General features: G+C 66.7%; 17 protein-coding genes. 3 read left to right on the top strand and 14 right to left on the bottom strand.

The genetic code is table 11. The annotated features are described in order from the left end of the window. From ACLV8F_RS20435 to atzF, 13 genes are read right to left on the bottom strand one after another with little or no spacing between them, the layout of a single operon-like run. Nucleotides 1-690, bottom strand: coding sequence for a cysteine hydrolase family protein (locus tag ACLV8F_RS20435; protein WP_411886038.1), 690 nt, complete (start codon nt 688-690; stop codon nt 1-3). Nucleotides 691-742: 52 nt separating this feature from the next. Continuing rightward, nucleotides 743-2,341, bottom strand: a complete 1,599-nt coding sequence (locus ACLV8F_RS20430; RefSeq protein ID WP_411886037.1) for an ABC transporter ATP-binding protein — start codon at nt 2,339-2,341, stop codon at nt 743-745. Beyond that, nucleotides 2,338-3,033 (bottom strand): cysteine hydrolase family protein, encoded by a 696-nt coding sequence (locus ACLV8F_RS20425; protein ID WP_411886036.1) that lies wholly within the window; start codon nt 3,031-3,033, stop codon nt 2,338-2,340. The genes ACLV8F_RS20430 and ACLV8F_RS20425 overlap by 4 nt, the downstream gene beginning before the upstream one ends. Before the next feature lie 41 nt (nt 3,034-3,074). Continuing rightward, nucleotides 3,075-3,995 carry an ABC transporter permease gene (locus ACLV8F_RS20420; protein ID WP_411886035.1) on the bottom strand — a complete coding sequence of 307 codons (921 nt, stop codon included), beginning with the start codon at nt 3,993-3,995 and terminating at the stop codon, nt 3,075-3,077. Beyond that, nucleotides 3,992-5,083 carry an ABC transporter permease gene (locus ACLV8F_RS20415; RefSeq protein WP_411886034.1) on the bottom strand — a complete coding sequence of 364 codons (1,092 nt, stop codon included), beginning with the start codon at nt 5,081-5,083 and terminating at the stop codon, nt 3,992-3,994. Before ACLV8F_RS20415 ends, ACLV8F_RS20420 begins: the two co-directional genes overlap by 4 nt. A 39-nt stretch (nt 5,084-5,122) precedes the next feature. Beyond that, on the bottom strand, nt 5,123-6,226 hold the full coding sequence (locus tag ACLV8F_RS20410) for a BMP family ABC transporter substrate-binding protein (RefSeq protein ID WP_411886033.1): 1,104 nt from the start codon (nt 6,224-6,226) through the stop codon (nt 5,123-5,125). Between the two features lie 40 nt (nt 6,227-6,266). Next, nucleotides 6,267-6,653: an oxalurate catabolism protein HpxZ gene (gene hpxZ, locus ACLV8F_RS20405; protein ID WP_411886032.1), complete on the bottom strand. Its 387-nt coding sequence runs from the start codon at nt 6,651-6,653 to the stop codon at nt 6,267-6,269. After that, on the bottom strand, nt 6,650-8,056 hold the full coding sequence (locus ACLV8F_RS20400) for an AtzE family amidohydrolase (RefSeq protein ID WP_411886031.1): 1,407 nt from the start codon (nt 8,054-8,056) through the stop codon (nt 6,650-6,652). The genes hpxZ and ACLV8F_RS20400 overlap by 4 nt, the downstream gene beginning before the upstream one ends. After that, on the bottom strand, nt 8,053-8,274 hold the full coding sequence (locus ACLV8F_RS20395; RefSeq protein ID WP_411886030.1) for an AtzG-like protein: 222 nt from the start codon (nt 8,272-8,274) through the stop codon (nt 8,053-8,055). The genes ACLV8F_RS20400 and ACLV8F_RS20395 overlap by 4 nt, the downstream gene beginning before the upstream one ends. Before the next feature lie 17 nt (nt 8,275-8,291). Further along, nucleotides 8,292-9,113, bottom strand: coding sequence for an ABC transporter ATP-binding protein (locus ACLV8F_RS20390; RefSeq protein ID WP_411886029.1), 822 nt, complete (start codon nt 9,111-9,113; stop codon nt 8,292-8,294). Beyond that, nucleotides 9,110-9,943: an ABC transporter permease gene (locus ACLV8F_RS20385; protein ID WP_411886028.1), complete on the bottom strand. Its 834-nt coding sequence runs from the start codon at nt 9,941-9,943 to the stop codon at nt 9,110-9,112. The genes ACLV8F_RS20390 and ACLV8F_RS20385 overlap by 4 nt, the downstream gene beginning before the upstream one ends. 2 nt (nt 9,944-9,945) lie before the next feature. Further along, the gene (locus ACLV8F_RS20380) at nt 9,946-10,965 is read right to left on the bottom strand and encodes an ABC transporter substrate-binding protein (protein WP_411886027.1); all 1,020 of its coding nucleotides are present in this window, start codon (nt 10,963-10,965) and stop codon (nt 9,946-9,948) included. A gap of 51 nt (nt 10,966-11,016) precedes the next feature. Next, nucleotides 11,017-12,750 (bottom strand): allophanate hydrolase, encoded by a 1,734-nt coding sequence (gene atzF / locus ACLV8F_RS20375; protein WP_411886026.1) that lies wholly within the window; start codon nt 12,748-12,750, stop codon nt 11,017-11,019. A gap of 219 nt (nt 12,751-12,969) precedes the next feature. Between atzF and ACLV8F_RS20370 the strand changes: the two genes are divergently transcribed. Both ACLV8F_RS20370 and ACLV8F_RS20365 read left to right on the top strand, forming a co-directional pair. Beyond that, nucleotides 12,970-13,677 (top strand): haloacid dehalogenase type II, encoded by a 708-nt coding sequence (locus tag ACLV8F_RS20370; RefSeq protein WP_411886025.1) that lies wholly within the window; start codon nt 12,970-12,972, stop codon nt 13,675-13,677. Between the two features lie 48 nt (nt 13,678-13,725). Further along, the gene (locus ACLV8F_RS20365; RefSeq protein WP_411886024.1) at nt 13,726-15,963 is read left to right on the top strand and encodes a malate synthase G; all 2,238 of its coding nucleotides are present in this window, start codon (nt 13,726-13,728) and stop codon (nt 15,961-15,963) included. Nucleotides 15,964-15,966: 3 nt separating this feature from the next. Here the strand turns inward: ACLV8F_RS20365 and ACLV8F_RS20360 are convergent, their stop codons facing one another. After that, complete coding sequence (locus tag ACLV8F_RS20360; protein WP_411886023.1) at nt 15,967-16,389, bottom strand: hypothetical protein; 423 nt, start codon at nt 16,387-16,389, stop codon at nt 15,967-15,969. A gap of 424 nt (nt 16,390-16,813) precedes the next feature. Here ACLV8F_RS20360 and ACLV8F_RS20355 point away from each other — a divergent pair. Next, a partial coding sequence (locus ACLV8F_RS20355; protein WP_411886022.1) for a DUF1631 family protein occupies nt 16,814-18,699 on the top strand: 1,886 nt, incomplete at its 3' end.

Raw genomic sequence — 18,699 nt, 5'->3', positions numbered from 1 at the left:
CTAGCAGTGTTGGGGCTGTGCCGGCAGTGCCGCCAGCGCAGGCAGCAACTCGCCGCTGGTGGCGGTCCAGCCGACGATGGCGCCCTGGGCGCGCATCATCGCCACGGCCGCCGACTTGAAGGCGGGGAAATAACTTTCGGTGCAGTCTTCCAGCAGCAGGCTGTCATAGCCGCGGTCGTTGGCTTCGCGCATGGAGGTCTGCACGCAAACCTCCGTGGTGACGCCCATGAACACCAGGTGCGTGATGCCGGCCTGCTGCAGCCGCTCGTGCAGGCCGGTGGCGTAGAAGGCGCCTTTGCCGGGCTTGTCGATGGCGATCTCACCGGGCAGCGGCGCCAGCTCGGGGATGATCTGGTTGCCCGGTTCGCCGGCGACCAGGATGCGGCCCATCGCTCCCATGTCGCCGATGCGCAGGGCCGGGTTGCCGCGGTTGCGCTTGGCCGGCGGGCAATCGGCCAGGTCGGCGCTGTGCGCCTCACGGGTGTGCACCACAAGCCCGCCGGCGCGGCGCCAGGCCCGCAGCACGGCCTCGCACGCCGGCACGATGGCCTGCAACAGCGAGACGTCGTTGCCCAGCGTTTCCCCGAAGCCGCCGGGCTCTATGAAGTCGCGCTGCATGTCGATGATCACCAGCGCGGCGGACTCCAGCTTGAAGGTGTAGGGAAAGGGTTGGGCGTGCTCTAGTTGCATGATGGTGGTGATCCCCGGGACGACTGGCAAGGGGAAGGGCATGCGCCGGCGTTCACGCCGAATCCCCGGCCGAAGCTTGATGATGGCCGCCGCCCATGTGCGCACCCAGCACCTGCCGCTGGGCCCCGGAAGCCGCGGTCTCGAAGACGATGCGCCCTTCGCTCATCACCACGATGCGGTCCGCCAGTTCCAGCAGTTCGTCCAGGTCTTCGCTGACCAGCAGCACCGCCGCGCCCTGCCGCGCCACACCGCGCAGGCGCGTGTGGATTTCCTTCACGGCCGCGAAGTCCAGGCCGAACACCGGGTTGGCGGCGATCAGCACCTTGATCTCGCCATGCAGCTCGCGCGCCAGCACGGCACGCTGCACGTTGCCGCCCGACAGGCTGCGGATGGGCGCGTTCTCGCCCTGGGTCTTGATGCCGTAGCCCTGAATCCATTCGCGCGCGCGGCTGCGCCAGAGCCCGAATCGCAAGCGTCCCGAGGCGCACAGCGGCGGCCGGTCGAAGTCGCGCAGCGCCATGTTTTCAGCCACGCTGAGATCACCCACGCAGGCATTGCGCAGCGGCTCCTCGGGCAGGCTGCGCACTTTCAGGCTGTGGTTCTCGCCGCGCGTGGCGGCGTAAGGCCGGCCGTCCACCCGCACCACGCCGGCGGCGCGCGCCCGCTGGCCGACCAGCGCCTCAACCAGCTCGCGCTGGCCGTTGCCCGACACGCCGGCGACGCCGAGGATCTCGCCCGCCCGCACCGACAGGCTCAGGTCGCGCACCGCCAGCGTGCCGCGGTCGCCCATGACCTGCAGGCCCTGAACGTCAAGCGACGCGGGTCCCGCCGCAGCATCGGCGGCCCGCAATGTGGGTTCCGTATCCGGGTCTTCGGGGCGGGCCGCGGCCGCATCACCCACCATGGCCTGCGCGAGCCGCGCCGGATCGGTCGCCGGCACCGGCGTGGTGTGCACCGCCTTGCCGCGGCGCAAGACGGTCACGTCGTCGGCATAGGCCATGACTTCGCGGAACTTGTGGGTGATGATGAGCACCGTGCAGTGGCCGGCGCGCGCGAAGTCGCGCACATGGCCCAGCACCTCGTCGGCCTCCTGCGGCGTCAGCACCGAGGTCGGCTCGTCCAGGATCAGCAGGCGCGGCTTGAGGTAAAGCTGCTTGAGCAGTTCGAGCTTCTGCTTCTCGCCGGCAGCCATGTCCAGCGGGCGCGCATCCAGGTCCAGCCGGAAGGGCGTGGTTTGCAGGAAGGCTTCCAGCTCCGCGCGTTTTTTCGTCCAGCCGATCAGCGCCGGCGTCTTGCCGCCGGCCAGCAGCAGGTTTTCGGCCACCGTCATGCCGGGGGCCAGCGTGAAATGCTGGTAGACCATGCCGATGCCCAGCGCGCGCGCCACCACCGGGTTGGCGATCGCCTGCTCGCGGCCGTCGATCACGATGCTGCCTTCCGAAGGCCGCTGGAATCCCGCCACGCACTTGACCAGCGTGCTTTTGCCCGCGCCGTTCTCACCGAGCAGCGCGTGCACCGTTCCCGGCGCCACCTTCATGTTGACGCCGTCCAGCGCCGTGAAGCCGCCGAAACGCATGCTCATGCGGTAGACGTCCAGCGCCAGCGCGCCGGTGGCGGGCGGCAGGCTGCCGATGGCGGCGCCCGGCTTCATGGATTGCCCAGTGCGTTGAGCACCGCCACCGACGGCGCATGCGCGCCGAACACGCCTCCCTGCATGGTGATCATTTTCAGCGCCGCCTCGTGGTTGCCGCGGTCGGTGGCGGCGGTGCAGTCCGACAGCAGCAGGCATTCGAAGCCGCGGTCGTTGGCGTCACGCATGGTGGTGTGCACGCAGACGTCGGTGGTGATGCCGGTGAGGATCAGGTTGTCGATGCCGCGCGTTCGCAGCACCATCTCCAGGTCGGTGGCGTAAAACGAGCCTTTGCCGGGCTTGTCGATCACCACTTCACCGGGCAGCGGCGCCAGTTCGGGAATGATCTCCCAGCCCGGTTCGCCGCGCACCAGGATGCGCCCGCAGGGGCCGTCGTCGCCTATGCCCGCGCCGCCGGTGCCGATGCGGCGCGAGCGCCAGCGCTTGTTGGCCGGCAGGTCCGACAGGTCGGGCCGGTGGCCTTCGCGCGTGTGAATCACGTGGTAGCCCGAGGCGCGCATGCCGGCCATCAGGGCTTTGAGCGGTTCAATCGGCGCGCGCGTCAGCGAGATGTCATAGCCCATCTTGTCCACGTAGCCGCCTTCACCGCAGAAGTCGGTCTGCATGTCGATGACGATGAGCGCGGTGTTGCCGGGCCGCAGGTCGCCGTTGTACGGCCAGGCATAGGGGTTGGCGTTGACGAAGCGTTCCATCGGGATGTTTTCCTTGTTGGTGCTTGCGGTGCTTGCAGTGTTTAACGGGTGGCGGAAAGTTCGCCCGGGCTGCCGCTCACGGCGGTACCCGGCCTGCAGGTGATGACCAGGATCAACAGGGTGAGCACATAGGGAACGATGTTGAAAAGGTGGTAGCCCCAGTTGATGCCGATGGATTGCAGGGCCGGGCCGATGGCGCCGGCGCCGCCGAACAGCAGCGAGGCATACACGCAGCGCAGCGGGCTCCAGCGCGCGAAGATCACCAGCGCCACCGCGATCAGGCCCTGGCCGCTGGAGATGCCTTCGTTCCAGCTGCCGGGATAAAACAGGGTGAGCGAAGCGCCGCCCAGGCCGGCAACCAGGCCGCCGGCGGCGGTCGCGGCAATGCGGATGGCGGACACCGGGTAACCGAGCGAACGCGCGGCGTTGGCCGAATCCCCCGCCATGCGCACCAGCAGGCCGGCGCGTGTGTTGGCAAAGGCCCACCACAAGGCCACCGCCAGCGCCAGCCCGATCGGCACCAGCGCATTGATCTGCAGCGCCGAGCGGACGGCGGCCGAGCCGCTCCAGTTGCCCAGCGCGATGGCGGGCAGTTGCGGCGCCTGCGGCTGGATCAGCGGCTTGCCCAGGTAGAAGGCCAGCCCCGTGCCCAGCAGCATCAAGGCAATGCCGGTGGCGATGTCGTTGACCCGCGGCAGCGAGCAGAGGATGCCGTGCAGCGCGGCCAGCAGCGCGCCTGTGGCCGCCGCCGCCAGCACACCGATCCAGGGCGAGCCCGAGAGCCAGGAGGCGCCGAAGGCCGACATGGCCGACAGCACCAGCACGCCTTCCAGCCCCAGGTTGATGCGGCCGGATTTTTCGGTGATGCATTCGCCCAGGCTGACAAACAGGAAGGGCGCGCCGACGCGCAGCGCGCCGCCGCCGATGCCGGCGAAAAAGATCAGGAGCTGGTCTGCGGTCACGGCTTTTCCTCGGGCAGGGGAATCGGGCTGGGCTCTGACGGGCCGAAGCGGTTGATGCGCGCAAAAAAGGCTTTCCAGTCCACGTCGCGCAGGGCCTCGCTGGCCAGGATCAGCACAAAGGCAATGCCCTGCAGCACCAGCACCGACGCGTCGGGCAAGCCCAGGCGGCGCTGCAGCAGGCTGCCGGCCGCGCCGAAACCGCCGAACAGGATGGCCACCGGGATGATGGCCACGGGATGCTGGCGCGCGATGAAGGCCACCAGGATGCCGGCGTAGCCGTAACCCGCAATCAAGGCGGCGTTGGCATTGGTGTGCACGGCCGCGACCTCGACGGCGCCGGCCAGGCCGGCGCAGGCCCCGCCCAGTGCGCAGGCCAGCAGGACCAGCCGCGAGGCCGGCAACCCGACGAGTTGCGCCGCGCGCGGGTTGCCGCCGACCACGCGCACCGCAAAGCCCGAAGGCGTCATGCGCAACCACAGGCCGGCCGCCAGGCAGGCCAGAACGCCGATCACCAGCCCCCAGTGCACGTCGGAGCCGGCGATGCCGCCTATGCGCATGCCTTCGGCCAGCGAAAAGGTCGAGGGCTTGTTCAGGCTGGACGGGTCGCGCAGCGGCCCTTCGACCAGGTGCTTGAACAGGCCGACGGCCACATAAGCCAGCAGCAGGCTGCAGATGGTTTCGTTGATGCCGCGGTACTGCCGCAGCCAGCCGGCCAGCGCTATCCACAAGGCGCCCGCCAGCGCGGCGGCCAGGCAGACCATCACCGTGCCCGCCATGTTGGCGGGCAGCGGCAGGCCTTGCGCGAGGCCGGCGCAGGCCAGCCCGCCCAGCACCACCGCGCCTTCGCCGCCTATGACGATCAGGCCCGCGCGCGCCGGGATGGCGACGCACAGGGCCGTGAGCATCAGCGGTGCGGCGCGCTGCAGCGTGTTCTGCCAGGAATACCAGTCGCCGAACGCGCCCTTGAACAGCAGCAGCCACACCTCTACGGGGTTGACGCCGGCGAACCACACAAAAATGCCGAACACCCCCAGCGCCGCGATGATCGCGCCGGCCGGCAGCAGGAAGTTGGCGAGGGAGTGGCGCATGGAGGAGGGAAAAATCTCAGGCCCGGGAGGTCAGCCGGCTCACACGGAGCCGACCACGCCTTCGACCAGGTAGTTCATCTTCTCGAGTTCCAGGTCGGTCTGCTTGAAGACCTTGCCGGCCGGGATGATGGTTGCGCCCTTGTTGTCCTTGAGCGGGCCCTTGAAGATGTCGAAACGGCCCGCCAGCATTTGCGCCTTGACGCCGTCGGCCTGCTTCTTCGCCGCATCGGTCACCGTGGGGCCATAGGTCGACATCTTCACGTAGCCGTCCTTCAGGCCGCCGCGTATGAAGTTGGGGTGCGGCTTGCCGCTGCGCGCCGCTTCCACAAAGGTGTTGTAGGCCGTGAGCCAGTTCCACTCGGCGCCGGTCAGGTAGGCGTTGGGCGCGAGCTTGGCCTGGCTGGCGTGGTAGCCGCAAACCATCTTGCCGCGTTTGGCGGCGGTCTCGACAATGACTTTCGGGCCGTCCACGTGCATGGTGAACACGTCCACGCCCTGGTCGGCCAGGCTGTTGGTCGCTTCGGCTTCCTTGACCGGCATGGACCAGTCGCCGGTGAAGATCACGCTGGTGGTGATGCCGGGCTTGACGGAGCGCGCGCCCATGGTGAAGGCATTGATGTTGCGAAGCACCTGCGGGATCGGCTTGGCGGCGATGAAGCCGATCTTGTTGCTCTTGGTCATGTGGCTGGCGATCACGCCGTTGAGGTACTGGCATTCCTCGATGTAGCCGAAGAAGCTCGCCACGTTCTTCGGGTGTTTGCCCTCGGTCCAGAGCCCGCCGCAGTGGGCGAAACGCACATCGGGAAACTTGGGCGCGACGGCCAGCACGTGCGGATCGAAGTAGCCGAAAGAGGTCGGGAAGACCAGCGAGGCGCCGTCCTGCGCGATCATGCCGGTCATGCTTTTTTGCACGGCCGCGGTCTCGGGCACGTTTTCTTCCTCCACCACCTTGATGCCCGGCATCTTCTTGAGCTCGGCCGCCGCTTGCGCGTGGGCCTGGTTGTAGCCGTAGTCGTCGCGCGGGCCGACGTAGATCACGCCCACGGTCAGGGGTTTTTGCGCAAAGGCCAAGGGGCCGGCGGCCGCGGCGCCGAGCGCGGCCAGGGTCTTGATCGAATCGCGGCGGTTCAGGAAGTTGCTCATGGTCAATGCTCCAGGGGTTATGAGGTCAAGGGGATGAAACTCAGGCAAGAAGGCTCACGTGCGCGGCGACCACGCGCCAGCCCTCGGGCGTGCGCATCCAGGTCTGGCTCTGCCGGCCGGTCCTGTCGCTGCCGGCGCGCTGGAACTCGGCATTGGCGGTCGCCATGTCGCGGCCGTAGGTCGTGATCACGGTTTTCAGCAAGCGGCGCTCCAGGCCCTGCGCCGGCCGCCCCGCGCGGAAGGCCTGGATGCCGGCATAGCCGTAGAGGTTTTCCGTCGCGCCGTAGCGCAGGGTGTGCGGGCTGTTCCAGAACAGCTCGTCGAGCACGTCCACCTTGTTGTTGACGAGTGCATCTTCATAACGCGCAAACACCGCCGTGACTTCGGCCAGCACGTCGGGGAGGTTGATGGCAAGGCTTTGCTTCATGCTTGTGTCACCAAGGTGGCAGGCCGGATGTGCGCGGCGCCTGCGTCGCTGAGCACCTGTGCGGCCCGCAAGGCCAGGTCTTCGCGCCAGGGCGCGGCGATGATCTGCACGCCTATCGGCATGCCTTCGGCCGCCGGCCACATGGGCGCGGTGACCACCGGGCAACCGGAAAAAGAAATGGGCTGGGTGAGCAGGCCCATCGCGGCACGGCAGGGCTGGCGCACGCCGTTGATCTCCAGCCACTCGGTGCCTATCACGGTGGCGCCGGTGGGTGTGGCGGGCGTGAGCAGCACGTCCCAGTCCTGGAACAGGGCGTTGACCTTGTCGCGGTAGCCGCGGCGAAAACGCTGTGCGCGCACATACCAATCAGCGGGCTGCAAAGCGCCGGCGATGAAACGGTCTACCGACAGCGGCTCGAATTCGTCGGCGCGCGTGCGCAGGTCGCCCAGGTGCAGGCTGCCGCCTTCGCTCGCGGTGATGATGAAGGCCGCCGCGCGCGCCAGTGCGGCATCCGGCCACAACACGCCGGCTTGCGCGCCCAGGGCGCGGGCTGCCAGCGCGACCACCTCGCGCGCCTCGGGTCCGGCATTGTCGTGAAAGTACCCGCCCAGCACGCCAATGCGCAGGCCGTCCACACCGCAGCCCAGGGCCGCGGATACCGGCTGCACACGCAGCGCATGGCAGCCCGGATCCAGCGGGTCGGGCCGCTGCAGCGCATCGTAGGCCAGCGCCAGCCCGCCCAGGCTGCTGGCGAGCGGCCCCAGGTGGTCGATGCTGTGCACAAAGGGATAACTGCCGCGGCGCGACAGCCGGCCGAAAGTCGGCTTCAGGCCCCAGACGCCGCACAGCGACGACGGCACGCGGATCGAGCCATTGGTGTCCGAGCCCAGGGTGAGGGGAACCTGCCCGGCCGCGACCGCCGCCCCGGAGCCGCCCGATGAGCCGCCGGCGATGCGCGTCAGGTCGTGCGGGTTGCGGCAGGGGCCGTAATGCGTGTTTTCGGTGGTGAAGCCGTAGGCGTATTCGTCCATGTTCAGCGCGCCGACGAGCACGGCGCCGGCGGCTTTCATCTGCGTGACGAGTACCGCGTCGGCCGAAGCCGGGGGCAGGCCCCGGTTGATTTTTGAGCCGGCCAGTGTGGTGAGACCCTCAATGTCGAACAGGTTCTTGACTGCATACGGCACGCCGGCCAGCGGCCCCAGGGCTTCGCCCCGCGCCCGTTGCGCGTCCACTGCGTCGGCCTCTGCGCGGGCGCGGGCGCCGGTGGTTTCGGTGAAGGCATTGACCTGGCCGTCGGTGCCGGCAATGCACGCCAGGCTGGCGTCCAGCAACTCGCGCGCGCTGACCTGCCCCGCCGCAACGGCGGCGGCCATGGCCAATGCATCAAACGGCATGCCCGTCATGGCTGCTCGCGCCCGTTGTCGCTGGACGGGAAAACCGCCGGGCAGTAAATTTCGGCCGGCTCGTCGTGCGGGGCCAGCGGCGCCGCGTCCAGCAGCGCGGCCATGGCGGCGGTGCGCTGCAGGTGGGCGGCCACGCGTGCCGCGCGGTCCGTCGGCAGCGGCAGGCCCAGCAGCGCGGCGGCGCTCCCGATATACGCTGCAATGGTGGCTTCGTCCATCATGGTCTCCGGATTCCTCAGCGCCTGACTTCGCGCTGGAAGATTTCCAGGCTCAGTTTTTTGGTGCGTATGAAGCTGGCTTCGGACAGCGTCTCTACCGTGCGCGGGCGGGCGTCGCCGTAGGGCAGAATTTCCGCCACGCGCGTCGGGCGCTTGGTCAGCAGCAGCACCTGGTCGGCCAGGTAGACGGCTTCTTCCAGGTCGTGCGAGACCAGCAGCATGGTGGTGCCGGTCTGCATGAAGACCTCCTGCAGCTTTTCGCGGATGAACAGCGTCATCTCGAAGTCCAGCGCCGAGAACGGCTCGTCCAGGAACAGCACCTCGGGATTCGGCGCCAGCGCCCGCATGATGGACGCCGTCTGCTGTTGCCCGCCAGAGAGTTCATAGGGGTAGCGGTTCAGGTCGAACTTCACGTCGAACGACGCCACAAGCTCGGCCATGCGCCTGTCGACCTCGGCCTTGGATTTGCCTTCGAGCTTGAGCGGATAGGCGATGTTGTCGATGGTGCGCATCCACGGGAACATGGCCTCGCGGTAGTTCTGGAAGACGTAGCCGATCTTGGTGTCCTTGAGCGACTTGCCGTCAAACAGGATCTCGCCGGCGTCGATGGGGATCAGGCCCGCGATCATGTTGATCAGCGTGGACTTGCCGCAGCCATTGGGCCCGAACACCGAGACGATCTTGTGTTTCGGAATGTCCAGGTTGAAGTCTTCATACAGCGGCCAGCCGGCGAAGTACTTGGTCAGGCCGCGTATGGTGATGTGCGTGCCGGCCGGGCCGGGCTGGAATTCACGCACGGGGACGTCTGCGAATACGGGGGCATTGAGAACTTCAGTCATCTTCCACTCCAGTGAACAATGCGGCGTTCGGCTATCAAGAAAAGGATATTGAGCGCATAGCCCAGCGCACCAGCCGCCAGGATGGACGCATACATGTCCTTCACATTCATGACCTGCTGCGAATTGATGATGCGGTTGCCCAAGCCGGTGTCGGCGCCTATGAACATCTCGGCGACGATCACAATGACCAGTGCCATGGACACCGCCGAACGCAGGCCGACAAAACTCGGCTGCAGGCTTTCCCAGATCAGCACGTCCTTGAAGACCTGCCAGCGCGAGGCGCCCATGACCTTGGCCGCCATCACGCGCTGCTTGCGCGCGTTGATCACGCCGTAGGCGCTGTTGAAGACCACGATCAGCAGCGCGCCGAAGGCGGCAATCGCCACCTTGTTGATGTCCGACACGCCGAAAATCATCAGGAACAGCGGGATCAGCGCCGAGGACGGCGTGGAGCGGAAGAAGTCGATCAGGAACTCCACGCTGCGGTAGGCCTTTTCATTGCTGCCCAGCAGCACGCCCAGTGGCATGCCGACGGCGGCGGCGATCAGGAAGGCCTGCACGGTGCGCCAGACGGTGACCGCGAAGTCCTTGAGCAGCGGCCCGCCGGCCAGGCCGCTCAGCAGCGCGCCCAGCGCATCGATAGGTGGCGGCAGCAGGATGGCCTTGATGAAACCCAGGCGCACCGCCAGGTCCCAGATGATGAAGAGCACCACCGGGCCGATGAAGGGCAGGGCCTTGTCCAGCGCCGGCTTGCGCTGCACGGCGGCCGCCGGCGCGGCCGGGGGCGCCCAGGGTTTGGCGGGTGCGGCTGTTGCGGAAGGGGTGTCCATGTTCAGCCCTTGTAGAGCATGGTGTCGACGATGAGGCGCGAACTGAAGATGCCTTTTTCGGAGAACAGGTCGAAGAACTTCTGGAAGTGCGCGACGTCGGCCGGGGTGAATTCGTTGTACATGGTGTACGCGGCCAGCGGCACCTCGCCGGTGAGCGGGCCTTCGATGGCGGTGTAACCCTTGAGGTACTGGCGCGCTTCCACCGGCTTGCTGCGCACATAGGCCACGCCCTTGCCGTAGGCGGCGACGAACTTCTTCGCCGCGTCGGGGTTCTTCTTGATGAAGTCCGAGGACAGCGAGGCCGAGCCGCCGAACCACGGCGCCATCGGGTCGCCCAGCACGTAGCGCGCGATCACGCCGGCTTCCAGCACGCGGGTGGTGCCGTTCATGCGGCCTATGGTGCCGGTGGGCTCCAGCGTGTAGGCGCCGTCGATCTGGCCGGCGGCGAGCGCGGCCACGTGCTGGCCTATGGGTAGCTCGACGACCGTTGCGCCGGTGGCACCGCCGCGTTCCAGCACGGTCTTGGCCAGCGTCACGTTCTGGATGCCGGGGCCGGAGCCGACGCGCTTGCCCTTGAGGTCGGCCATCACCTTGGCCGGGCTGGCCGCCGGCACGATGACCTCGTCGAGCACATTCTTCACGTTGCTGGGGTTGGAGCAAAAGATCTTGAAGGTGCCGGGCTGGGCGATCTCGCCGATGGCGATGTTGGCCGAGCCGGTGCCGTTGGCGGTGCCGTCGGCGCGGCCCGAGAGCACCGCCTCCATCACCTGCTGCGCGCCGGCGAACTTGAGCGCCTCCACGTCCAGGCCGGCTTCCTTGAAGTAGCCCAGCTCGATTGCTGAATAAAAGGGCAGGCCGGCGGCGATGGGCCAGTAGCCTATGCGGATTTTCGGCCCGGTCTGCGCGCGCAGGATGGCGGGCATGCCCAGCATTCCCAGCGCCGCACCGGCGGCCGCCGTCTTGATCAGCGTGCGGCGTGCCGGGCCGGAGGTGGCGGATGACGGTGTGGAAACGGGCTTCATGGAATGCTCCTGCAGGTGATGGATAAGCGGTGGATGGAAGTGAATGAAAGTTCAGGCCGGTGCGCTGGTCTTCAGTGAGGCGAGGTAGGCGCGCCAGCCGCCCAGGTGCGTGATGTCTTCGGCGTCCTGCACGGCATGCGCCTCGCAGACAAAACCCTGGACGCTGCCGCCGCCTTCGAGCGCCAGCGTGCCTATGCCCAGCGGCGCGGGAATCAGCGCGACGAAGGAGCCGTAGTGCTGCACCGGCATCTCCCAGATTTCCAGCGCGATGCCCGTGCCTTCGCCGGCCGCGACACGCAGCAGCCCGGGCTTGGGCGGCACCGTGCCCGGCAGGGCGTAAAAGCGGTAGTCGGGCGCGGTGCGCGCCTGGCTGATCAAGGTGGCGCCGCGCGAAGTCAGCTGGCTGTTCAGCGGCATGCCCGAGAGGTGCGCGCCCACGACGGCCAGCTTGATCGTTGCGGGCGCTTGAATCCCCGGCAAGGCCACGGGCGCGGGCAGCGCTTCATTCAAGGCGCCCTGCGGCAAACCGGTGGCGTGGTGGTAGCGCTGGCCGAGTTCGGCGAGCTGCCAGTCGCTGCCCGCCAGGCCCACCAGCGTGATACCGAAAGGCAGGCCGTCGGGCCGCAGGCTGCTGGGCACGGACAGTGCCGCGTAGTCCAGCAGGTTGACGAAGTTGGTGTAGGTGCCCAGGTGACGGTTCAGCGTGACGGGGTCATCCTGCATCGCCTGCAGCGTGTAGTGCGTGGGCGCGGTCGGCAGCAGCAGCACGTCGATGTCCTGCCACATCGCGGCCGCCTGCTGGCCCAGCGCGCGCAATTTGGTCTGGGCCGCGTACAGATCGGCGGCGCTGTACTGTTTGCCCGCGGCGATGATGCCGCGCACCGGCTCGATCACCGCCTCTTCATGCGCATCGAAAAAATCGCGCACGGCGGTGTAGCGCTCGGCCACCAGCGCGCTTTCATAGAGCAGCGCGGCCGCTTCGGCCAGCGGCGCGAAATTGATGGGCACCGGCACGCCGCCCAGGGCCCGCATGCGCGAGACGGCCTCGCCAAAAGCCTGTTCGGCCAGCGCGTCGCCGTAGAAGCTCAAGGTGGATGGCACGCCGAAACGGAAACCCGCCGGGAGAGCCGTGCCGTTCATCGCCAGCACACGCGAGTACGGGTCCAGCGCGTCGTAGCCCATGGCCGCTTCGAGCACGCGGGCGGCCGTGGCCACGGTGCGCGCGAAGATGGACACGCAGTCCACGCTTTGTGCGGCCGGCAGCACGCCGCGCGCGCTGATCAGGCCCTTGGAGGGTTTCAGGCCCACGATGTTGTTGAGGCCCGCCGGCACGCGGCCTGAGCCCGCCGTGTCGGTGCCCAGCGCAAAGTCCGCCTGCCCGGTCGCCACCACGTAGGCCGAGCCGGAACTGGACCCGCCTGATATATAGGCGGGGTTGATCGCATTGGGTACGGCGCCGTAGGGTGAACGTGTGCCGTTGAGGCCGCAGGCGAACTGGTCCAGGTTGGTCTTGCCCAGCAGCTGCGCACCCGCATCGAGCAGCTTTTGCACCACGGCGGCGTGCGCCATGGGCGTGTAGGCAAAGGCCGGGCAGGCGGCGGTGGTGGGCACGCCCGCGACGTCAATGTTGTCTTTGGCCGCGAAGGACAGCCCGGCGAGCGCGCCCGTGCTGCCGGGCGGGAAGGCCTGTGTCCGGGTGATCCAGGCCTGCGGCGCGAGTGCGCTGTCCGCGCCCGCATGGGGCGTCGCCGGCCCAGGCGCGGCGGGCGCTGCGGAGGGATTCAATGTTGAGGAGGTGTGCACCACTTGAAAGCATCCATACTTGTGTACAAGACGATATGCAAGAGCTGTGCCAATTGATGTGACCCTGTTCCGGATCAACTTTGTGCGAAAGGCAGATGCCCGTTTTCAGAAGCACTGCTTTTTATTAGGTGCATTCAAGTCATCAATAAAACTATTTCGCGTCAATTAATCGGTGCGGCCGTATCAAATACAGTAGAGGCCATGGAAAAAACGCGTGCTACCACCCCGGCTCCGCTGCGCGCCGTGCTGTTTGATGCCTATGGCACGCTGTTCGACGTCTACAGCGTGGGCCTGCTGGCCGAGCAGCTGTTCCCCGGGAAGGGCGAGGCACTGGGTGTGCTGTGGCGCGACAAACAGATTGAGTACACACGGCTGGTGACCATCAGCAACGGCGGCGCGCACTACCAGCCCTTCTGGGACCTCACACGCGCCGGTTTGCGTTATGCCTGCAAGCGCCTGGGGCTGGACCTGGGCCCGGGCCAGGAAGAGCAGCTCATGAACCAGTACCGGCATCTGTCGGCCTTCCCGGAAAACCGCGAGGTGCTGCAGGCACTCAAAGCGCGCGGTGTGGTCACCGGCATCCTGTCCAACGGCGACCCGTCCATGCTGGGCGTGGCCGTGCGTTCGGCTGGGCTAGACGGTCTTCTGGATCATGTGATCAGCGTGGACGCCATCCGCAAATACAAGACGGCCCCTGAGGCTTACGCGCTGGGGCTTGAAGCCACCGGCCTGGAAGCCGCGCAAATCGCTTTTGTGAGCTGCAATGGCTGGGACGCACTGGCCGCCACCTGGTACGGTTACCAGACGCTGTGGGTCAACCGCTACCAGCTGCCGTTTGAAGAACTGGGCACGCAGCCCCTCCACACCGGCAGCAGCCTGCGCGATGTGCTCGCGCTGCCTTTCCAATAATCCGCTTTCATTTTTTATCTTTGGTTTTCTGAAAAAAGGGACAACACCATGAGCACCAGCACCGCCAACAATGCCGCACGCACAAGCAGCCACCGCCTCCAGGTGGCCACCGGCCTGTACCGCTTCATCGAAGACGAGGTGCTGCCGGGCACCGGCGTGGCCGCAGGCGCGTTCTGGAAAGGCTTTGACGCCATCGTCGCCGACCTGGCCCCGAAGAACATCGCCCTGCTGGCCGAGCGCGACCGCCTGCAAACCGAACTCGATACCTGGCACAAGGCCAACCCCGGCCCCATCGCCGACATGAAGGCCTACCGTGGCTTCCTCGAAAGCATCGGCTACCTGGTGCCGCAACCGAAAAAGGTCGCAATCACCACCGCCAATGTGGACGCCGAGCTGGCCAAACAGGCCGGCCCGCAACTCGTGGTGCCCATCCTCAACGCGCGCTACGCGCTCAACGCCGCCAATGCGCGCTGGGGCAGCCTGTATGACGCGCTCTACGGCACCGACGTGATCGCCGAAACCGACGGCGCCGAAAAAGGCAAGGGCTACAACCCGGTGCGCGGCGCCAAAGTGATTGAATACGCGCGCTACGTGCTGGACCGCACCGCACCGCTCAAGAAGGGCTCGCACATCGACTCGACCGGCTACGCCATCAAGGGCGGCAAACTGGTCGCCACCCTCAAGGGCAAGAAGGGCGCGGAAACCACCACGCTGGAAGACGCAGGCCAGCTCATCGGCTACCAGGGCAAGGCGTCGGCGCCGTCGTCGGTGCTGCTGCAGCACAACGGCCTGCACCTGGACATCCGCATAGACCGTTCAACGCCCATCGGCAAGACCGATGCGGCCGGCGTCAGCGACCTGGTCGTTGAAGCGGCGCTGTCGACCATCCTGGACCTGGAAGACTCGGTGGCCGTGGTCGATGCGGAAGACAAGGTGCTGGCCTACCGCAACTGGCTGGGCATTCTGCAGGGCACGCTGACCGAAAGCGTGACCAAGGACGGCAAGACCTTCACGCGCGGGCTGAACCCGGACCGCGAATACACCTCACCGCAAGGCAAGCCGGTCGCGCTGCACGGCCGCTCGCTGATGTTCGTGCGCAACGTCGGCCACCTGATGACCAACCCGGCGGTGCTGTACACCGCGGCCGATGGCAACACGCTTGAAATCCCCGAGGGCATCCTGGACGCCGTGGTCACGACCACCATTGCCATCCACGATTTGAAGCGCAAGGGTAAGCCCGGCATCAAGAACTCGCGCAAGGGCTCGGTCTACATCGTCAAGCCCAAGATGCACGGCCCGGCCGAGGTGGCGTTTGCCGCCGAACTGTTCAGCCGCGTCGAAAAAATGCTGGGCCTGCCGGACAGCACCGTCAAGCTCGGCATCATGGACGAAGAGCGCCGCACCAGCGTCAACCTCAAGGCCTGCATCGCCGCCGCTTCGAGCCGCGTGGCCTTTATCAACACCGGCTTCCTGGACCGCACCGGCGACGAGATGCACACCGCCATGCACGCCGGCCCCATGATCCGCAAGGGCGACATGAAAACCAGTGCCTGGATCGCCGCTTATGAAAAGAACAACGTGCTGGTCGGCCTTTCCTGCGGCCTGCGCGGCAAGGCGCAGATCGGCAAGGGCATGTGGGCCATGCCTGATTTGATGAAAGCCATGATGGAGCAGAAGATCGCGCACCCGAAAGCCGGCGCCAACACCGCCTGGGTGCCCAGCCCCACGGGCGCCACGCTGCATGCGCTGCACTACCACCAGGTCAAGGTCGGCAAGGTGCAGAAAGAGCTTGAAAAGACGGATGCCAACAAGGAGCGCAACGTCCTGCTCAACGGCCTGCTGCAAATCCCCGTGACGCGCACGCCGGCCTGGAGTGCCGAAGCCAAACAGCAGGAGCTCGACAACAACGCCCAGGGCATCCTCGGCTACGTGGTGCGCTGGATAGACCAGGGCGTGGGCTGCTCCAAGGTGCCCGACATCCACAACGTCGGCCTGATGGAAGACCGCGCGACGCTGCGCATCTCCAGCCAGCACATGGCCAACTGGCTGCTGCACGGCGTGGTGACGAAAGCGCAGGTGACGGAAACCTTTGAGCGCATGGCCGCGGTGGTGGACAAACAGAACGCCGGCGACCCGCTGTACCAGCGCATGGCCGGCAACTTTGAAACCTCGGCCGCTTACAAGGCGGCCTGCGACCTGGTCTTCAAGGGCCTGGAGCAACCGAGCGGCTACACCGAGCCGCTGCTGCATGCATGGCGCCTGAAGGTGAAGGCCGGTACGGCTTGAAACCTAGAGTTCGCCGGCATCCACCAGCTGCCGCTGCTTGATCACCACGCGCAGGCTGGGATGCTCCGGCCTGCCTGAGCGGAACAGCATCACGTCGGCGTCCGCGCTGACCCAGGAGGCGCTGTCGCCCGCCGCGAGTTCGGGGCCCAGCCTGGCGCGCAGTGATTGCAGCAAAGCGGCCTGAATCCGGCCCAAGGCCTCTTCAGCGCCAGGGCTGATCAGCACCAGGTCCATCTGCGTCAGCTTTTGGTGCGCAAAAAACAGGGTTTGCTCGAAATGCGCGCCTTCGCACAGCGCATCGGGCACGCGCAGCGATCCCAAAGCACCTGAGGACAAGCGCCGCGGCGTTCTCACCGGCTGGGCCTCTGCCAGGCTGGCCGCGACCTGTTCATGGCTCATGCCCAGCAAGGCGGCGTTTTCGAGCACGGTGTGCGACCAGGCGCTGGAACACAGGCACAGCGCGCCGGCCACCAACCATGAAGATTGCCGATGAAAAAAAACAAGCCAGGGTGAGGCCAAAACATGCTCCGCGAAAAATAAGGGTATTAAGCCGAAAGTGTTGCGTCCAGCCGACCCTTGCAAAGAAGCGCCGATCTTACAAAAAACCCTTCACCAGGCGCGCATTCGGGGCATTTACGCGGCAGCTTGCGCTGAGTTGGCGCAAGAGAGCGGCATTCGCAGGCCAAAATCATATGTATGCAGTCGAAACCAAGTGAAACACTTTGCAAGCGTCTTAATGAAAACACGGCTGGCAATTACGCTAGACCTCTCCCTCGCCCCGGCACATGACGGTTGCAAGCTGGCTGGTTGAGCGTTGTTACCTTCATTTTTCCGGAAATCCTGGCTCCAGATGGCTTCGCAACCTGACGTTCTCCAATCCTGTCTCCAGGCGGCGGCCACAGCGGCCCGGCCCGCCCTGGAGAAGTGCATGGAAGACGCCGTGGCCGGCCTGCAGGTGGCCGAGACACAAAGCATGAAGGTGGCGGAGCGCGATGAAATCGCCACGGCCTGGCGCGAACTGCTCAAAAACAAGCCCGCCTGGATCACCCAGTACCCCGCTGGCCTGCTGGTCCACTTCAAGGCCAATGCGGCGGCCGCCGCGCAGGCCGCACGCATCCCCGAAGCCTCCCAGGAACAGCTCGCCGCCACGGCCGCGGCTTCTTCCAGCGCCTTCGCCTCCCTGAAACACGCCAGCTTTTCCCTGGTCGACGACAAGGACGTGTCGCAGGCGATCGAATCCTCGCGCCTGCTCCAGCAGGTCTTGCCGGCCGTCGACCACGTGCTGGCCGAACTCAACAAGCTGATCAGCACGGTGCAGGGCCTGCCCAACGTGCGGGCCGAGCTCAATCCGTTGCGCCCGGACGTCTTTGCGCAAACCCTGCGCGAGATGATCGAGGCGAGCAATGCCGCACCAGCGACCGCGTCGCTGTGGCTCAAGTACATGGCCGAACCGCTGGGGCGCGAACTCACGCGGCTCTATGAGCGCCTGGTGAACCAGCTGGAGCTCGCGAATGTCCAGGGCGCCAGCTACCGCGTGCTGCAGACGCCGGCCAGCGTGGGCCGGGCGCGGGCCGGAAGCGGCAAGGGCCAGGGCCAGGGCGGTGGTGTCGAGGGCGGTGGGGCAGGCGGCCAAAACGCTCAAAACGGCGAAGCCGCCGCCAAACCGGCGCCGGAATACGCCGACCTGTCCAACTACGAAATCCGCGACGAGCTGTTCCAGGACTTCCTGTTCCACGGCGGCAGCAACGCGCACCACGGGCTGACGCCCTCTTATTACGAAACCGTTGAGGAAGAGCTGGCCGCCCTGCAGTCCGCGCCCGACTCCGGTTCCGCGCCGCTGGCCGAGTCGCGCCCCGGCTACCTGTCCGACTACGAGGACATGCCGGCCGTCGACCGGCCGCAGCGCATGGTCGACGAGCGCAGCCAGCTCAGCCCCAAGCTATGGGGCTCGTACGCCAAGCCCCGGGAACGCGCCATCGTGCGCACCCAGCTCAAGAAAGAAGCCCGCCAGGTCGGCCAGGTGCTGGGCCTGGAAGTGGTGCGCAAGCTGGTCAACCAGGTGGCGCAGGATCCGCGCCTGCTGGTGCCGGTGCGCGAAGCCATCGTGGCGCTGGAGCCCTCGCTGCTGCGCCTGGCCATGGTGGACCCGCGCTTTTTCAGCGACGAGGGCCATGCCGGGCGCCGCGTCATGGAGCGGGTGGCCCAGCGCAGCTTCAAGTACAACGACGAATTCAGCCCCGAGTTCCTGGCTTTTTTCGAACCCGTCACGCGCGCCTTCAATGAATTGAACGGCCTGGCGATCGAGGATGCGCAACCCTTCGCCATGGCGCTGGCCACGCTGGAATACGGCTGGGACGAGCAGGACCAGTTCGAGTCGGAAAACCGCAACAACGTGCTGCAGGCGCTGCGCTTCGCCGAAGAGCGCCAGACGCAGGCCGACCAGATCGCTTTTGAGCTGAGCACGCGCGCCGACCTGGACAAGGTCCCCGGCCTGGTGCTCGATTTCCTGTTCGGACCCTGGGCGCTGGCCATGGCGCATGCCAAACTGGCCGACACGCGCAACCAGGTCGACCCCATGGGCTTCGGCTCGGTGGTGCCCGACCTGCTCTGGAGCGTCAAGCGGGAAGTCACCCTCAAGCGCCCGGCCAAGCTGATCGAGATGATCCCCAGGCTGCTGGGCAAGCTGCACGAAGGCCTGGCCCTGCTGGGGCAGGACCCGCGCGAGAGCGAGCCCTT

The organism is Polaromonas sp. YR568, assembly GCF_943369675.1.
GTDB lineage: Bacteria > Pseudomonadota > Gammaproteobacteria > Burkholderiales > Burkholderiaceae_C > Polaromonas.
This window is presented reverse-complemented; position numbering and strand designations above follow the sequence as displayed.

What these genes read in the sequence shown, in the direction of transcription:
- ACLV8F_RS20435 (WP_411886038.1), bottom strand. Translation starts at nt 690, where the DNA reads ATGCAACTAGAGCACGCCCAACCCTTTCCCTACACCTTCAAGCTGGAG.
- ACLV8F_RS20430 (WP_411886037.1), bottom strand. Translation starts at nt 2,341, where the DNA reads ATGAAGCCGGGCGCCGCCATCGGCAGCCTGCCGCCCGCCACCGGCGCG.
- ACLV8F_RS20425 (WP_411886036.1), bottom strand. Translation starts at nt 3,033, where the DNA reads ATGGAACGCTTCGTCAACGCCAACCCCTATGCCTGGCCGTACAACGGC.
- ACLV8F_RS20415 (WP_411886034.1), bottom strand. Translation starts at nt 5,083, where the DNA reads ATGCGCCACTCCCTCGCCAACTTCCTGCTGCCGGCCGGCGCGATCATC.
- ACLV8F_RS20410 (WP_411886033.1), bottom strand. Translation starts at nt 6,226, where the DNA reads ATGAGCAACTTCCTGAACCGCCGCGATTCGATCAAGACCCTGGCCGCG.
- hpxZ (WP_411886032.1), bottom strand. Translation starts at nt 6,653, where the DNA reads ATGAAGCAAAGCCTTGCCATCAACCTCCCCGACGTGCTGGCCGAAGTC.
- ACLV8F_RS20400 (WP_411886031.1), bottom strand. Translation starts at nt 8,056, where the DNA reads ATGACGGGCATGCCGTTTGATGCATTGGCCATGGCCGCCGCCGTTGCG.
- ACLV8F_RS20395 (WP_411886030.1), bottom strand. Translation starts at nt 8,274, where the DNA reads ATGGACGAAGCCACCATTGCAGCGTATATCGGGAGCGCCGCCGCGCTG.
- ACLV8F_RS20390 (WP_411886029.1), bottom strand. Translation starts at nt 9,113, where the DNA reads ATGACTGAAGTTCTCAATGCCCCCGTATTCGCAGACGTCCCCGTGCGT.
- ACLV8F_RS20385 (WP_411886028.1), bottom strand. Translation starts at nt 9,943, where the DNA reads ATGGACACCCCTTCCGCAACAGCCGCACCCGCCAAACCCTGGGCGCCC.
- ACLV8F_RS20380 (WP_411886027.1), bottom strand. Translation starts at nt 10,965, where the DNA reads ATGAAGCCCGTTTCCACACCGTCATCCGCCACCTCCGGCCCGGCACGC.
- ACLV8F_RS20370 (WP_411886025.1), top strand. Translation starts at nt 12,970, where the DNA reads ATGGAAAAAACGCGTGCTACCACCCCGGCTCCGCTGCGCGCCGTGCTG.
- ACLV8F_RS20365 (WP_411886024.1), top strand. Translation starts at nt 13,726, where the DNA reads ATGAGCACCAGCACCGCCAACAATGCCGCACGCACAAGCAGCCACCGC.